General features: G+C 59.0%; 16 protein-coding genes. 9 read left to right on the top strand and 7 right to left on the bottom strand.

Features of this window, described 5'->3' with window-relative positions; genetic code table 11:
• Positions 1–39 precede the first annotated feature (39 nt).
• Positions 40–393: a 4a-hydroxytetrahydrobiopterin dehydratase gene (locus ACRZ94_RS17570; RefSeq protein WP_480655294.1), complete on the bottom strand. Its 354-nt coding sequence runs from the start codon at positions 391–393 to the stop codon at positions 40–42.
• Positions 394–400: 7 nt separating this feature from the next.
• Positions 401–1,201 carry a phenylalanine 4-monooxygenase gene (gene phhA / locus ACRZ94_RS17565; RefSeq protein WP_480655295.1) on the bottom strand — a complete coding sequence of 267 codons (801 nt, stop codon included), beginning with the start codon at positions 1,199–1,201 and terminating at the stop codon, positions 401–403.
• Positions 1,202–1,309: 108 nt separating this feature from the next.
• Here phhA and ACRZ94_RS17560 point away from each other — a divergent pair, with 108 nt between their 5' ends.
• Together ACRZ94_RS17560 and ACRZ94_RS17555 are read left to right on the top strand one after the other, a co-directional pair.
• Positions 1,310–1,777 (top strand): Lrp/AsnC family transcriptional regulator, encoded by a 468-nt coding sequence (locus ACRZ94_RS17560; RefSeq protein WP_480655297.1) that lies wholly within the window; start codon positions 1,310–1,312, stop codon positions 1,775–1,777.
• A gap of 81 nt (positions 1,778–1,858) precedes the next feature.
• Positions 1,859–2,281 carry a tellurite resistance TerB family protein gene (locus ACRZ94_RS17555; RefSeq protein WP_480655299.1) on the top strand — a complete coding sequence of 141 codons (423 nt, stop codon included), beginning with the start codon at positions 1,859–1,861 and terminating at the stop codon, positions 2,279–2,281.
• A gap of 2 nt (positions 2,282–2,283) precedes the next feature.
• On the opposite strand, the gene dacB is transcribed toward ACRZ94_RS17555, so the two are convergent.
• The 3 genes from dacB to ACRZ94_RS17540 form a co-directional block, all read right to left on the bottom strand.
• Positions 2,284–3,762 (bottom strand): D-alanyl-D-alanine carboxypeptidase/D-alanyl-D-alanine endopeptidase, encoded by a 1,479-nt coding sequence (dacB, locus tag ACRZ94_RS17550; RefSeq protein WP_480797941.1) that lies wholly within the window; start codon positions 3,760–3,762, stop codon positions 2,284–2,286.
• A gap of 66 nt (positions 3,763–3,828) precedes the next feature.
• Positions 3,829–4,449 (bottom strand): nicotinate-nucleotide adenylyltransferase, encoded by a 621-nt coding sequence (locus ACRZ94_RS17545; RefSeq protein WP_480655302.1) that lies wholly within the window; start codon positions 4,447–4,449, stop codon positions 3,829–3,831.
• Between the two features lie 32 nt (positions 4,450–4,481).
• Positions 4,482–4,952: an MOSC domain-containing protein gene (locus tag ACRZ94_RS17540; RefSeq protein ID WP_480655304.1), complete on the bottom strand. Its 471-nt coding sequence runs from the start codon at positions 4,950–4,952 to the stop codon at positions 4,482–4,484.
• A 138-nt stretch (positions 4,953–5,090) separates the two neighbouring features.
• Between ACRZ94_RS17540 and ettA the strand changes: the two genes are divergently transcribed.
• The 5 genes from ettA (at position 5,091) to ACRZ94_RS17515 (ending at position 9,879) form a co-directional block, all read left to right on the top strand.
• Positions 5,091–6,758 carry an energy-dependent translational throttle protein EttA gene (gene ettA, locus ACRZ94_RS17535; protein WP_480655306.1) on the top strand — a complete coding sequence of 556 codons (1,668 nt, stop codon included), beginning with the start codon at positions 5,091–5,093 and terminating at the stop codon, positions 6,756–6,758.
• Positions 6,755–7,516: a hypothetical protein gene (locus ACRZ94_RS17530; RefSeq protein ID WP_480797940.1), complete on the top strand. Its 762-nt coding sequence runs from the start codon at positions 6,755–6,757 to the stop codon at positions 7,514–7,516. The genes ettA and ACRZ94_RS17530 overlap by 4 nt, the downstream gene beginning before the upstream one ends.
• Before the next feature lie 1,058 nt (positions 7,517–8,574).
• Entirely contained in the window at positions 8,575–8,745 is a 171-nt protein-coding gene (locus tag ACRZ94_RS17525) for a KTSC domain-containing protein (protein WP_480797939.1), read from the top strand.
• A 195-nt stretch (positions 8,746–8,940) separates the two neighbouring features.
• On the top strand, positions 8,941–9,147 hold the full coding sequence (locus ACRZ94_RS17520; protein ID WP_010442474.1) for a cold-shock protein: 207 nt from the start codon (positions 8,941–8,943) through the stop codon (positions 9,145–9,147).
• Between the two features lie 177 nt (positions 9,148–9,324).
• A complete protein-coding gene (locus ACRZ94_RS17515; protein ID WP_480797938.1) occupies positions 9,325–9,879 on the top strand; it encodes a L,D-transpeptidase in 555 nt (184 codons plus the stop codon).
• Here the strand turns inward: ACRZ94_RS17515 and ACRZ94_RS17510 are convergent, their stop codons facing one another.
• Positions 9,880–10,518 carry an arylesterase gene (locus ACRZ94_RS17510; protein WP_480797937.1) on the bottom strand — a complete coding sequence of 213 codons (639 nt, stop codon included), beginning with the start codon at positions 10,516–10,518 and terminating at the stop codon, positions 9,880–9,882.
• A 47-nt stretch (positions 10,519–10,565) separates the two neighbouring features.
• Here ACRZ94_RS17510 and ACRZ94_RS17505 point away from each other — a divergent pair, with 47 nt between their 5' ends.
• Positions 10,566–11,261 (top strand): ABC transporter ATP-binding protein, encoded by a 696-nt coding sequence (locus tag ACRZ94_RS17505; RefSeq protein ID WP_480655320.1) that lies wholly within the window; start codon positions 10,566–10,568, stop codon positions 11,259–11,261.
• Positions 11,258–13,786 (top strand): ABC transporter permease, encoded by a 2,529-nt coding sequence (locus tag ACRZ94_RS17500; RefSeq protein WP_480655322.1) that lies wholly within the window; start codon positions 11,258–11,260, stop codon positions 13,784–13,786. Before ACRZ94_RS17505 ends, ACRZ94_RS17500 begins: the two co-directional genes overlap by 4 nt.
• Positions 13,787–13,788: 2 nt before the next feature.
• On the opposite strand, the gene ACRZ94_RS17495 is transcribed toward ACRZ94_RS17500, so the two are convergent.
• Complete coding sequence (locus tag ACRZ94_RS17495; protein WP_480655324.1) at positions 13,789–14,235, bottom strand: RrF2 family transcriptional regulator; 447 nt, start codon at positions 14,233–14,235, stop codon at positions 13,789–13,791.
• Position 14,236: the final 1 nt, after the last annotated feature.

The raw sequence follows: 14,236 nt of genomic DNA, 5'->3' as shown, positions 1-14,236 counted from the left end.
TCAATAAACCTTGGGGTTTTTCCTGATGATAGGGCCGAATTACGCGGTCAATCGGTCCAGTTTGGCGGCCCAGATAAAGTCATTCTCGCTCAGCCCGCCGATTTCATGGGTGGTCAGCCTGACATCCACATAGCCCCAACCAAAGCTGATATCCGGGTGATGCCCCTCTTGATCGGCCAACCATGCGCAGAGATTGGCCAGATATGTGGCCTTGGCGAACCCCTTGAACGTGTAGTGGCGGTGCAGCTCTTTGGCATCTGCGTCCAGCGTCCAGTTGGATGACAATTCCCCCATGTGGGTGTTTGCCTCATCCCGCGTCAGCGCGGGGATGCCGCCGGAACAAGGCACACAGGTTCGATCCGACAGGCTGCAGGTTTGTCCTGATGTGGTCATTTTCCGTTTACTCCGCTGCGGTTGCTTTTGGTGGGAACTTGTTGGGCAGCAAACCCAGTGACTGCGCCTGACGCACATCCGCCAGCAAATCGCGTTCGGCGGCGGCAAACAGTTCCTCGGGCGAGTTTAGCACGAAATAGCCCATCTGGTGCATGTCGATCCGGTACGGGGTCCGCAGGATGGTCATCACATCAAACGGATCACGGTCGGGCACCTCGCTCTCAACCGCATAAATCAACTCGGTCGGTGAGGACGCAAGCCCCGAGCCCAGCGCCTTGATCTGCCCGTCCTGTCGGCGCAGGCCAAACTCGATCGAGAACCAATATAGCCGGATCAGCCATGCATAATCCTTATCGTCCGCCTGTACCCCCGCCTTGCCGATGGCATGGCTGAAGGCCGCAAAGCGCGGATCGCTCAGCAAAGGCGTGTGGCCGAAGATTTCGTGAAAGATGTCCGGCTCTTCGATATAGTCGAAATCCTCGCGCGAGCGGATGAAGGACGCGGCGGGAAACACGCGGTCAGCCAGCATTCCAAAGAAGGTTTTGAAGCCAATCAGCGCAGGCACGGGCTGAACCCGCCAGCCGGTCATGTCCAAAAGGCGTTCCGAGATGACTGCGCAGGACGGAACGCGGTTTTTTGGCAAGTCCAGACGTTGCAACCCCTCAAGATAGTCACGCGCCATATATCGGTGAATGTTGTTTTCTTGCGCGGCATAAAGATCGGCCCAGACGGCATCTTCTTCAGCCGTATAGGCAATGTGGCCGCGCGCATCCGCAACCTTGGCGGCATACTTGGTCGATTTTGGCATCACATACTCCTCTTGAAGAGTAGTATAGCCGCGCGATCTGATATATTTGTTTGGATTGCCTGGCATTTCAAGCTAAATTGGCAAATGCATATCGATGGAACATCTTTTGTGAAACAAACGCTTCAAACTGCCGACATCTCCATCCTGCAACAACTGCAATTGGATGGACGCCTGTCGATGCAAGAGCTGGCTGATCGCACCGGCCTGTCCTCTTCGCAATGTTGGCGGCGCGTTCGGGATCTTGAGGCATCCGGTATCGTTTCGGGCTACACCGCGCAGGTGCGGGCCAAATCCGTGGGGCTGAACGCCATAGCCTATGTCCATGTCGCCCTGCGTGACCATCAAGAGGACAGCATCACATCTTTCCTGCGACTGATCGAAACCGAACCTCAGATCGTTGAATGCGCCTCAATCACCGGGGACCATGACTTTATCCTCAAGGTCTATGCCAAGACGCCCGAAGACCTTGAGCATTTCATCATGCAGCGGCTGCTGAAGTCAGGGCTGGTGCGCGATACCCGCAGCAATTTCGTTCTGCGTCAGACCAAAACACGCGGTCCGCTGCCCATTCTGTGATCCAATCCGGCAAATTCCGTTGAACCTGCGCGCCAGCCCTCCTATCGTGCGAGCGCAGAAAAGACCATTCAGGACGACCCCATGACCGAACAAGTACCCCACCCGATGTCCCCTCAGGATTGCCTTGTTGCGATCATGGTTGCAATCTCTGCGTCGGATGAAACCATCCGCACGGCTGAGTTGGTTAAGATCGAAGGCGCGGTCAACATGCTGCCGGTCTTTGCCGAATATGATGCCGACCGGACCCGCCGAGTCTCGCAGATCGTGTTCGACCTGTTTGAACAAGAGGACGGCCTGGATGCCCTGTTCGGCCTGATCCGCGACAACCTGCCCGAGCGTCTGAACGAAACCGCCTATGCGTTGGCCTGTGACGTGGCTGCGGCGGACGGATCGCTGGCGGAAAGCGAACTGCGCCTGCTGGGCGAAATCCGGTATGAGCTGAATATCGACCGACTGCACGCCGCCGCGATCGAACGTGGCGCCCGCGCCCGTCACACCACCTGAGCTTAACTGCCTGACAATGACCCCCAACGCTCGATCAACGCGCGCTGGAGTTTGCGGGACCGGTTGTTCCAACTGCGCGAGCCGTCCGGGCGTTCGCGCAGCGCACGCGGGATAGTCGCGCGATGCGCAACATCTGCAGTAAAGATCGCAAAGGCCAGTTCTGACCCGTCGGGCGCGGTCATGAACCCACCCAGACCTGATACAAAGTTCAATGTTCCGGTCTTAGCTTCGACCCGGATGGGATGATCCCGAACGGGTCGCCCCTGACTGTCCAGCAGGTTGAATTTCTTAAGCAAAGCCCGCAATGCACCATCTTTTCGGGTCTCAACCAGCACCGTCACCAGGTCTGTGGGTGCCACGCGCGACGCATCCCCCAGACCGGAATGATCCACCATTTTGATGCCGTCCACGCCAAAGGTTTCAGCAGCCCAACGGTTCATTTCCGCCGCTGACTCAGCGAGGCTTTGGATATCGGACCCGCGCGCCCGCGAAGCGGTCATGCCAACCATTTCCGCCGTGATATTGGTCGAAAATTTCAGCATGCCGCGCAAGATACTCTCAAGCGGATCGCTCTGATGTACGACCAGTACGGTTCCCTTCGGAGTCGCGCTTGTAATCTGGACCCGCCCCAGAACAATCCCGTTCGACCGGGCCAGAGTGCGGAAAACGTCGCCCGCATACAGCGCGGGCTTGCGCACCGGCAACCAACGCGCCCCACCATTGCCCAACGCACCCCTTGCGACGGTCCAGCGATCCTGCCGGGCGCTGGGTTGATAGGTATAGATGGGCAGGTTCCGCTTTTCGACACGCATTGATGCCATATCCACGGCGGGCGTGTAACGGGCCGTGCGCGCATCCATCGTGACCGAGTAATCGGACCCTGCGCGCTTCCATTCAAAATGGACCCGGTTGAAGTTCAGTGAAATGCCGCTGATCGCCGGGCTGTATCCCAAGTGATCCGGCTGCCCGGGATCGATGCTAAAGACATAGGGCAGCGCGCCGTCGTAAACCTTGAACGCCCCGCGCACCTCGGTGATCCCGGCCTCGCGCAGGTTGGCTGCCATTGTGGCCAGATCATCGGTGTCCAGCAGAGGATCACCACCCCCCACAAGGATCAAATCCCCCTTCAAAACACCGTTCTCAATTGGCCCGTCCGCCATCAGCGTGGTTTCAAACCGGTAATCAGCGCCCAGAACGTCCAACGCGTAAAGCGCGGTCAGCGCCTTGGCGACACTTGCAGGGGGCAGGCCCTGATCACCGCCGAATTCTTCCAGCTGTACCCCTGTTTCCACATCGGCCACGGCAAAGGCGACCTCGCCGCGCAGCCGCGCCGACTGTATCAGCCGCTCTGCCCCGCTGGGCACATCCCCGCGCAACTGGGGCCGCAGGGACTGAACCGGCGCATCGGCCAGGGCCGAACCGGAAATCACCGAGGCCCCCAACCCAACCAGAAAAGCGCGACGAGAAAAACGATCAATCATGGATCAAATAAAATCTCACAGATCACAGGCACACAACCTTTGATCCCGAGTATGCGCGCAAGGGGGCTATTCCGGCAACACTCCGTTGGTCCAGATGCCGCGATTGCGAAGTTGAGTTGAACTGACATCGACCATCGGCACATTGACAAAACACCACGCCGGGGCCTGCGCCCGCCCCAGCAAATGCCGTGCCTGACCATCGATCCTGTAGCGCGCGTATAAACGCGCCGCAGGCGACATACGCGCCGAGATCCGGTCCCCCGGTCGCGCCACAACGCCCACGGGCACGTTCTCTATAATCCACCGCCAGTTTTTCCAACGGTGAAACTGCGCCAGATTGTCCGCCCCCATCAGCCAGACAAACTTCACCTGCGGATAGAGCTCTTGCAACGCCGCCAATGTGTCCGCCGTCGCCCGCGTCCCGGTCAGCGCCTCAAGCCCCGTAACCTCAACACGCGGGTGTTGCATCACGTCCCGAGCGGCTGCGACCCGTTGCTGCAAAGGCGCCGGCCCGCGTTCTTTCAATGGATTGCCCGGAGAAACCAGCCACCACACCCGGTCCAGCCCGAACGCCTTCGTGGCCTCGCGCGTGACATGCACATGCCCGCGATGCGGCGGGTCAAAAGACCCCCCGAACAGCCCGATGACCTGCCCGGGCCGTGCATATGGTATGGCGAAGCGCTCCATCCCTTGCTGTTGCTCAGAACTACGGTCGCTTGTCAATCAACGGGTTGCACGGGGTCACCGATGCGCACCCGCCCCGGTCGCACCACTTCGGCACACCACCCGCCATGACCGCGCACGGCAGAATAGCCACCCGTGCCAAACGCCTCCTCCATTCGGCTGCACGGCGCGCAAATCACGGTAAACCGCAAAATGGCCTCGCCCACCTGCACCTCGCGTCCTTTGAGCGCCGCCAGATTGATTCCCGACACGACCAAGTTGCGCCGCAAGACTTCAGGCGCAACAGGTCCCTGCCCGAGATAAGACCCAATCGCCGCCAAGTGTTCCTGCTGGATCAGCGTCACCGCCCGCTTGCCCTTACGGCTGCGATCACCTTCGAGGCCGTCAGGAGAGATTATAGCGTCATTCACAGCAACAATATCTTCGCGCCGGGCTGAACGCAGGCCAATCCGTTCCACACGACCGGGTTTCGACCATCCAGCAATCAATTCTGCAAGTTCTGACATTTCATACGCCTCTCAACCGGTGCCGATTATAACCCGGCCAATGACCGGCCAAAAATCACGAAACCACTAGCTTGCCCCGCCCGCCGTGCTTGGATATCAAGCGTTTCAACCCAATTTCCCCGACCCAGAGGACGCGACATGGCCGCCTATCAATATGTCTACCACATGCAGGGTGTCTCAAAGACCTATCCCGGTGGCAAGAAGTGCTTTGAAAACATCCACCTGAGCTTTCTGCCCGGCGTGAAAATCGGTGTTGTCGGCGTCAACGGCGCGGGTAAATCGACGTTGATGAAGATCATGGCGGGCCTCGACACTGATTTCACGGGTGAGGCATGGGCGGCTGAGGGCGCCAAGGTCGGCTATCTGCCGCAGGAACCGCAGCTGGATGAATCGCTGTCGGTGCGCGAGAACGTCATGCTGGGCGTGGCCGGGAAGAAGGCCAAGGTTGATCGGTTCAACGAGATCGCCATGGAGATCGCCGAGAATTACTCGGACGAGTTGATGGAAGAGATGACCACCCTGCAGGACGCAATCGACGCGGAAAACCTCTGGGATCTCGACAGCCAGATCGACGTCAGCATGGAGGCCCTGCGCTGCCCGCCGGACGATGCCAACATCGCCAACCTCTCAGGCGGTGAGAAACGCCGCGTCGCGCTCTGCAAGCTGCTGCTCGAAGCGCCGGACATGCTGCTGCTCGACGAACCGACCAACCACCTGGACGCCGAAACCATCGCCTGGCTGCAACAGCACCTGATCGACTACAAGGGCACCATCCTGATCGTCACCCACGACCGCTATTTCCTGGATGACATCACCGGCTGGATCCTCGAACTCGACCGCGGCCGCGGCATTCCTTACGAGGGCAACTATTCCGCATGGCTGGAACAAAAGGCCAAACGGCTGGAACAGGAAGCACGCGAGGACAAGTCCAAGCAGAAGACCCTGCAGCGCGAACTGGAATGGATGCGTCAGGGTCAAAAGGCCCGTCAGGCCAAATCCAAGGCCCGAATCAACGCCTATAACGAGCTGGCCGAACAGTCCGAACGCGAAAAGCTGACCCGCGCCCAGATCGTCATCCCCAACGGCCAGCGCCTCGGCGGCAAGGTGATCGAGGTCGAGGGCCTGTCGAAACACATGGGCGACAAGCAACTGATCGAAGGTCTGGATTTCGCCCTGCCCCCCGGCGGCATCGTCGGCGTCATCGGCCCCAACGGCGCCGGTAAATCGACGCTGTTCAAGATGCTCACCGGTCAGGAACAACCCGACAGCGGCACCATCACACTGGGCGATACGGTTGAACTGTCATATGTCGACCAGTCCCGCGACGACCTGAAAGACAACGACACCGTGTGGGAGGCGATCACCGGCGGCGCCGAGATCATCCAGCTGGGCGACGCGCAGGTCAATTCCCGCGCCTATTGCTCTTCCTTCAACTTCAAGGGCGGCGACCAGCAGAAAAAGGTCTCGTTGCTGTCAGGTGGTGAGCGCAACCGCGTCCACATGGCCCGCCTGCTGAAAGAGGGCGGCAATGTCCTGCTGCTGGACGAACCGACCAACGATCTGGACGTTGAAACCCTGCGCGCGCTGGAAGACGCGCTGGTCGATTTCGCCGGCTGCGCCGTGGTCATCTCACACGACCGCTTCTTCCTCGACCGGATTTGTACACATATTCTGGCGTTTGAAGGGGATGCGCATGTGGAGTGGTTCGAGGGCAACTTCGAGGATTACGAAGAGGACAAAAAGCGCCGTCTGGGACCGGATGCATTGGAACCCAAACGCCTCAAACACAAGAAGTTTGCGCGGTGAGACGAAAGCTCAAGCGTAAGATACACAGTCTGAAACAGCGATACGAGGACTGGCAGGCAGAGCGCGAGGCATGGCGAAACCGCCCTGTCTGTGTCTTTGTCGCCAGCAACGGGCGTTCGGGCAGCACCATCACCTTTCTGGCACTGGCCAAGGCTTTGAGGGAAAACCACCCCAAAGCCGCCGGCTCTGCCGATTTCATCGCCCGTATTTCTGACGCCTCGTTCAATACACCGGCTGTCTACAAGACACACGATTTTCCCCAGACGCTTAGATCATGGCCAAAAGACACCCGAGTCGTATTCTGCTTTGGCTCTGCAAAGGACTCGGCACTTTCGGTCTATTCCGCCAAAGAGCGATATGGCGATGACTGGATCACCCAGCATTTCTATAATTTGCATGCCACCGGGACGTATGAAGACCTCTTTGAAGAGGATGTTCTTCAACAGGCGCGACAAATCTGGGAATGGTCGCGATTTACGCGGATTCCCGTTTTGTGTGTCCGCTACGAGGCGCTTTGGGATCATCAGGACGAAATCTCTCAGTTCACTCGACTTCCGTTTGAATTGCCTCCGCGCCAGGAACGGACGGCCAAGGATATTCCCGACGCCCTGCGGCAAGCGGCGGATAAGGTATATGATCCCATCGACGAAGTTATCGCCAAACTGCCAGACTGTTTTCAGTCTTCGTGGAAACACACTTTCACCCTTTGGCGTTTGCGCCACCTGATGCGCAGTAGCGCCCGGCACGGCAAAAATTGAACTGAACGCCCTGCAAAGTCAGACATATGTCCGAAAAACAACCTTTCCTGGGCATCAGTTCGGCACCACATCAAAAGGGCACACGTTTTTCTAATTCGACCCCCTGTCTCCGTCATCGGCGCTCAGTCTATCGATCCAAACTATGACACCAATCTACCTCCTCTCCGTGGGCAGCACGAAAAAGGGGGCAGCAGATATGAACGCATATACTGGCGTTCGAGGGAGATGCGCATGTGGAATGGTTCGAGGATACGAAGAGGACAAAATGCGCCACCTTGGACCGGATGCGCGGAAACCCAAGCGGTTGAAGCATAAGAAGTTCGCGCGGTGACAGAAAGTGCACACTAAGAAAAGCCGGGTTTCACCCGCAGCACCCCTTCAACTTCGAGGGCCTGTGGATAAAGTCGGCACAGTGCCACTGAACCGCACTAGCGACTCCATTTAAAGAGTTACTTTTTGTGTCAGATCATACAGTAGTCACAATATCTTGTGGATAAACACACATTGTGACATTTTTGACTCTTGAATACAGAGCTCTTCTGAGTCAAATATTGTCCACACCACATTCGAGGCACGCTGTGTCTTGAACGAAAGACCCTCGCTACGGCGAGGGTTTTTTTGTGGATAACTTTAAGGAGAGATGTGTATAACCGTATGGGCAACTACTTCAAATAGTTGCTTCGATGATCGATGACCCAAAATATTGTTGACAGGTAACTTCAAACGAGTCAGGCTTGAAGGCAGTGAGGGCGTGCCTCGAATGTGGTGTTCAATCGCGTCCTTGCTAAAACGAAACTAGTAAGGAACGTGAAAAATGTTTTCGCAAACACGGGCCCGTGCTCCCATCGGCACAACTGCACGCACTGGGCAAAAATGCCCTGAAAGCGGAGTCTGGAAAGTGGTTGGATCTCCATCCACCACTGCACCAATTGCCAAAAACAACGTCATGCCACCGTATGCCGGCAAGGCGGTTACTTGGAAGTTGATCCAGCACGCATAGCGCGAAAAGGGCCGGTGTTGCGCCGGCCCTTTTGACTTGTCGGAGCGTAGCCTCATTCATGCCTTACATTAACTCACACGCAATCAGACAAATCGAATGGTGTGTTGGCCCGCTTTCCATATGGTTTCGGGAAAGTGGCAGGTATGACTACTACGGCGTTTCTGAGCACGTCTACGAAGCATTTCTGTCCGCTTCGTCAAAAGGACGATTTTACAACGACTACATTTAGGATCGTTACTAGCCGAAGGGCACTCAAAACCAAACTCCACCCTTGCCACACACCCATCCCAATGCCATATCCAAAGGGCTAACGTTTTTCTATTTCGACCCACTGTCTCCTTCTACGGCGCTCAGTCACTCGATCCAGACTACGACGCCAGGCTGCCGCATCCCCGTGGGCAGCACCAAACAGGAGACAACGGATATGCCCGCAGGCACCGTTAAATGGTTCAACACCACCAAAGGCTATGGCTTTATCGCGCCCGAAGATGGCGGCAAAGACATCTTTGTCCACATCTCGGCTGTCGAGCGCTCGGGCCTGACTGGTCTGGCCGACAACCAGAAAGTCACATATGAGCTGCGCGCCGGTCGTGACGGTCGCGAAAGCGCCGACAATATCGAGCTGGCCTAAGTATCAATCAGGGTGAGGGTCTGCCCTCACCCTGTCCCGGACGGTCGCGCGGCAGGTTGGCCGGTGTGACCCATGAAATACATCACGTTTTTGTTATGTATTCCCAACGATTGACCAAATCGGCTATCATTTCGAAACTATAGTCAAGAGTTCATTGGTTTTTGGAAGGGACGCGATATGTTTACTCGCCGCGCTTTTGTGGCCGGAACGGCTGCCTGTATGCTGCCCGGTATAGCCAGCGCCAAAAAAGCGGTCGAATATGATCCGACCCCGCAATTCGTGCGCATCAAAAAGGAATTTCAGCCCGGTCAGCTGCTGGTCGCGCCGCGATCCTTTTATCTGTATTTCGTGACCGAGCCGCGCAAGGCGATCCGCTATGGCTGCGGCGTCGGCAAGGCAGGGTTGGAATTCACGGGCACTGCCACAATCGACGTCAAGAAAGAGTGGCCAACATGGCGCCCCACGGATGAGATGATCGAGCGTGAACCCAAAACCTATGCCCGGTTCAAGGACAATGACTATGTCCAACCCGGTGGCAGCGACAACCCGCTGGGCGCGCGGGCGCTGTATCTGTTCCAGAACGGCGTCGACACGTATTTCCGTATTCACGGCACGACGCAGCCTCAGACCATCGGACATGCGGCCTCGAACGGGTGTATCCGCATGATAAACGCCCATGTGATCGACCTGTATGAGCGCGTGCCGATCGGAACCGTCGTTACTGTCGTCTGATCACGGGCGGGCGGCGTTCACAAGCTCCAGAACATAAGGCCCGAGGTTTTCCACAATCAGGGCAACACCCTGGGCATTGGGATGTATGCCGTCCGGTTGCATAAACCGCCGGGCGGCGTCCGGGTCGCCGTCTGCAGTCAGCCCGGTGAAAAAGCTGGGCGCATACCCCGCGCCATAGGTTTGCGCCAGCTCCGGGTAGATCGCATCGAACGCCTGTTTGTACTCGGCACCGTAATTCCCCGGCGCCTGCATCCCGATCAACAGCAGATCGACATCCGCCGCCTCCGCCGCCTGCACAATCGCCTCAAGATTCTCGCGCGAGACGGCCGGATCAATGCCGCGCAGCAGGTCGTTCCCGCCCAGCGCCACGATCATCCCATCCACCTCCGGGGTCAGGGTCCAGTCTACGCGGGCAGCACCCCCTGCCGTCGTGTCCCCGGACACGCCTGCATTGATCAGACGCACATCCGCACCCTGCGCCTGCAACCACCGATCCAGCTGAGGGACAAACCCGTCCTGTTCCGGCAGCCCATAGCCTTGGGTCAGCGAATCCCCTAGGGCAGCAATCACCACCTGTTCGGCTGTGGCCACAAAGCCGCAGCACGCAAACAGCATCGACATCAAAACCTTGCGCAACATCTGAACCGCTCCATATCCAAAATGACCGCTGCCATTTGGAAATCCGCATGACACCACCCGTTCTTTCGCTTAAAAATGCCGCTTTGTCGCTGGATGGCAATGCCGGGCGGGTGAATATCCTGCAGGATATCTCACTTTCAGTGGCAAAAGGTGAAACGCTGGGTCTGGTGGGGCCATCGGGGTCCGGCAAATCCTCATTGCTGATGCTGATGGGCGGGCTGGAACAGGCAACCTCTGGGCAGATCACCGCGCTTGATCATGACCTGACCGCGATGGGCGAGGACGCACTCGCCCGGTTCCGCCGCGATGCAATGGGGGTGGTGTTTCAGAATTTCCACCTGATCCCCACCATGACCGCGCTTGAAAACGTGGCCACGCCGCTGGAACTGGCCGGGCACAAAGATGCGTTCACCCGTGCACAGGCCGAGCTGGACGCCGTGGGCCTGTCGCATCGCCGCGACCACTACCCGGCGCAATTGTCGGGGGGCGAACAGCAGCGGGTGGCCCTGGCCCGCGCTTCGGCCCCGCGCCCGCAAATCCTGCTGGCGGATGAGCCGACGGGCAATCTGGATGAAACCACTGGCGCGGCCATTGTCGATCTGTTGTTCAATCTGCGCGACAGGCACGGCGCAACGCTGGTTCTGGTCACGCACAGCCACAGTCTTGCCCGCAGATGCGACCGGGTGGTCAGGTTGCGAGATGGCACAATAGCAGAGGACACCCGACACGAGGCCGCCGAATGAGCCTGCGCCTTGCCGGGCGCCTGGCCCGCCGCGAATTACGGGGCGGCCTGCGCGGGTTTCGCGTGTTTTTGGCCTGCCTTACCCTAGGGGTCGCAGCCATTGCGGCCATCGGCTCGGTCCGGTCCGCGATCCAGACCGGGTTGACGCAGGAAGGGGCAGCCTTGCTGGGCGGCGACGCGCAACTGGAATTCACCTACCGCTTTGCCACCGAGGACGAGTGGGACTGGATGCAACAAACCGCGACGCACCTGTCCGAGGTGGTCGATTTCCGATCAATGGCCGTAGTGCGGCAAGGCGACGACACCCAGCGCGCGCTGACGCAGGTGAAAGCCGTCGATGCGGCCTATCCGTTGCTGGGCACCCCAAAGCTTGAGCCCGAGCAACCTCTGCCCGTTGCACTGGATGGCCATCAGGGTTTACCGGGGGCGGTGATGGACCCGGTTCTGATCGACCGTCTGGGCCTGTCCGTCGGGGATCGGTTCGCGCTCGGAACGCAAGAGTTTATCCTGACCGCTGCCCTGATCCATGAACCCGACGGGGCTGCTGATGGCTTTGGTCTGGGTCCCCGCACATTGGTTAGAACCGAAGATTTGCGGCAATCGGGTCTTCTGGCCCCCGGCACGCTGTTTTCCACAAAGTACCGGCTGGACCTGCCCCCTGAGGCCGATCTGGCCTCGCTCTCCACCACCGCACGAGACAGCTTCAAAGGCACCGGAATGCGCTGGACCGACGCCCGAAACGGCGCGCCCGGAATTACCGAGTTCGTTGCCCGGCTCAGCGCTTTTCTGGTGCTGGTCGGCCTGTCCGGTCTGGCTGTCGGGGGCATAGGTGTATCCGCCGCCGTCCGCGCCTATCTGGCCCAAAAGACCGAGACCATAGCCATCCTGCGCACGCTGGGCGCAGACCGCGCGACGATTTTCCAGACTTACATGATCCAGATCGGGATTTTGTCGGGAATCGGTATCCTGCTGGGGCTTGCCCTTGGCGCTATCCTGCCCTTGCTGCTGGCCCCGCTGATCGAAGCGCGCCTTCCTGTTCCGGCCGTCTTTACCCTCTATCCCCGCCCCTTGGCCGAGGCCGCACTATACGGCGCACTGACCGCTTTCCTCTTTACCCTCTGGCCTCTGGCCCGAACCGAAGAGGTCCGCGCCGCCACTCTGTTTCGCGACGCGCTGTCCTCGGCCCGGGCCGTCCCGCGCGCAAATTACGTAGTGGCCACCGGCCTCGGCCTGGTCCTGTTGATCGCCTCAGCCGCCTGGTTCAGCGGATCGATGCGCCTGACCCTCTGGACCGCTGCCGGGTTGGTCGGCGCACTGATGCTTTTGACACTCGCCGCCTTCGCAATTCGCAAACTGGCCCGTGTCAGCACCACCCCGGCCCGAGGCCGCCCCGCCCTGCGATTGGCCCTGTCCGCCATTTCCGACCCGCGCGAAGGTGCCGCGTCAGTCGTCCTGTCACTTGGGCTGGGCCTTTCGGTTCTTGCCGCCGTGGGCCAGATCGACGGTACGTTGCGCAATGCCATCTCAGGCAATCTGCCTGACGTGGCGCCCTCGTATTTCTTTGTCGATATCCAGAAAGACCAGATGCCCGGTTTTAGTGAACGGCTAGACTCGGACCCCGCCGTCAGCCGCATCGAAAGCGCCCCGATGCTGCGTGGGATCATCACGCAGATTAACGGGCAACCTGCCCGCGACATTGCCGGGGATCATTGGGTTCTGGACGGGGATCGAGGGGTGACATACTCGGCCAATCCACCTCAGAACGCACGCGTCATGGATGGAACGTGGTGGGCCGAAGACTATGCCGGTCCTCCGCAAATCAGCTTTGCCGCTGAAGAGGCTCAGGAAATGGGCCTGAGCCTTGGCGACGTTTTGACCGTGAACATTCTGGGCCGCGACATCACCGCCGAAATCACATCCTTCCGCGAGGTCGATTTCTCGACCGCAGGCATCGGATTTATCATGTCGATGAACCCATCAGCCCTGGCCGGTGCCCCTCACAGTTTCATCGCCACCGTCTATGCCGAGGAACAGGCCGAGGCCGCCATCCTGCGCGATCTGGCTGGGCAATATCCCAATATCACTGCAATCCGCGTGCGCGACGCGATAGATCGCGTCTCGGGCCTGTTGGCCGGACTGGCCGCGGCAACCTCTTACGGGGCAGGGATTTCCCTGCTGACTGGCTTTCTGGTTCTGATCGGAGCCGCCGCTGCGGGTGAAAGCGCCCGCCGCTACGAATCCGCAATCCTGAAAACGCTGGGTGCTGATCGCAAACGTATCCTGGTCAGCTTTGCCTTGCGTTCAATCCTGCTGGGCGCCGCTGCCGGAGGCGTGGCCCTGTTTGCAGGTATTCTGGGCGGGTGGGCCGTCGCCACCTATATTTTCGACACCAGCTTCTCGGTCATCTGGAACTCGGCCCTCGTTATCGTTGCGGCAGGTATCCTTGTCACATTGGCTGCGGGCCTTGCCTTTGCGCTGCGCCCTCTGGCGGCGCGACCGGCACGGGTTCTGCGCGCCATCGAATAGGATCAGCGCACGCAGGCGACCGGTTGCAGGATTTGCAGCAGCCGGTCGTTGTCGCAAACCAGCGCATCCAGCGTGATCTCATCCAGCGAGGCATAAAACACTTCAGCCGCGTCCCGCAGCGCCAGACGCAGACGACAGGCATCCGTCAGCGGGCAGGTGTTGTCAGCATCGGCAAAACACTCGGCAATTGGCAGGTTGCCCTCAATATGGCGAAACACCGACCCGATCCGAATGTCCTCTGCCGGTCGCGCCAGTTGCATTCCGCCGTTGCGACCCCGCTGTGTGCTCAGGAAATCGAGCTGGCTAAGCTGGTTGATCACCTGTGCCAGATGGTTTTCAGAGATGTTGCACACATCCGCAATCTCGGCCTTTGTCACCAACCTGTCCTGGTGCGCCGCACAATACATCAACAAGCGTACTGCAATATTCGTCCGTTTGGTAATCCGCATC

The sequence above is a fragment of the Ruegeria sp. CH10 genome, assembly GCF_056537125.1.
The sequence above is the reverse complement of the archived record's forward strand: the minus strand, read 5'-3'. Positions and strand labels throughout refer to the sequence as shown.

Coding starts and splice junctions, on each gene's coding strand:
- ACRZ94_RS17500 (WP_480655322.1), top strand. CDS start 11,258: ATGAGCCTGCGCCTTGCCGGGCGCCTGGCCCGCCGCGAATTACGGGGC.
- ACRZ94_RS17555 (WP_480655299.1), top strand. CDS start 1,859: ATGACCGAACAAGTACCCCACCCGATGTCCCCTCAGGATTGCCTTGTT.
- ACRZ94_RS17510 (WP_480797937.1), bottom strand. CDS start 10,518: ATGTTGCGCAAGGTTTTGATGTCGATGCTGTTTGCGTGCTGCGGCTTT.
- ACRZ94_RS17520 (WP_010442474.1), top strand. CDS start 8,941: ATGCCCGCAGGCACCGTTAAATGGTTCAACACCACCAAAGGCTATGGC.
- ACRZ94_RS17540 (WP_480655304.1), bottom strand. CDS start 4,952: ATGTCAGAACTTGCAGAATTGATTGCTGGATGGTCGAAACCCGGTCGT.
- dacB (WP_480797941.1), bottom strand. CDS start 3,762: ATGATTGATCGTTTTTCTCGTCGCGCTTTTCTGGTTGGGTTGGGGGCC.
- phhA (WP_480655295.1), bottom strand. CDS start 1,201: ATGCCAAAATCGACCAAGTATGCCGCCAAGGTTGCGGATGCGCGCGGC.
- ACRZ94_RS17545 (WP_480655302.1), bottom strand. CDS start 4,449: ATGGAGCGCTTCGCCATACCATATGCACGGCCCGGGCAGGTCATCGGG.
- ACRZ94_RS17570 (WP_480655294.1), bottom strand. CDS start 393: ATGACCACATCAGGACAAACCTGCAGCCTGTCGGATCGAACCTGTGTG.
- ettA (WP_480655306.1), top strand. CDS start 5,091: ATGGCCGCCTATCAATATGTCTACCACATGCAGGGTGTCTCAAAGACC.
- ACRZ94_RS17505 (WP_480655320.1), top strand. CDS start 10,566: ATGACACCACCCGTTCTTTCGCTTAAAAATGCCGCTTTGTCGCTGGAT.
- ACRZ94_RS17495 (WP_480655324.1), bottom strand. CDS start 14,235: ATGCGGATTACCAAACGGACGAATATTGCAGTACGCTTGTTGATGTAT.
- ACRZ94_RS17515 (WP_480797938.1), top strand. CDS start 9,325: ATGTTTACTCGCCGCGCTTTTGTGGCCGGAACGGCTGCCTGTATGCTG.
- ACRZ94_RS17525 (WP_480797939.1), top strand. CDS start 8,575: ATGCCTTACATTAACTCACACGCAATCAGACAAATCGAATGGTGTGTT.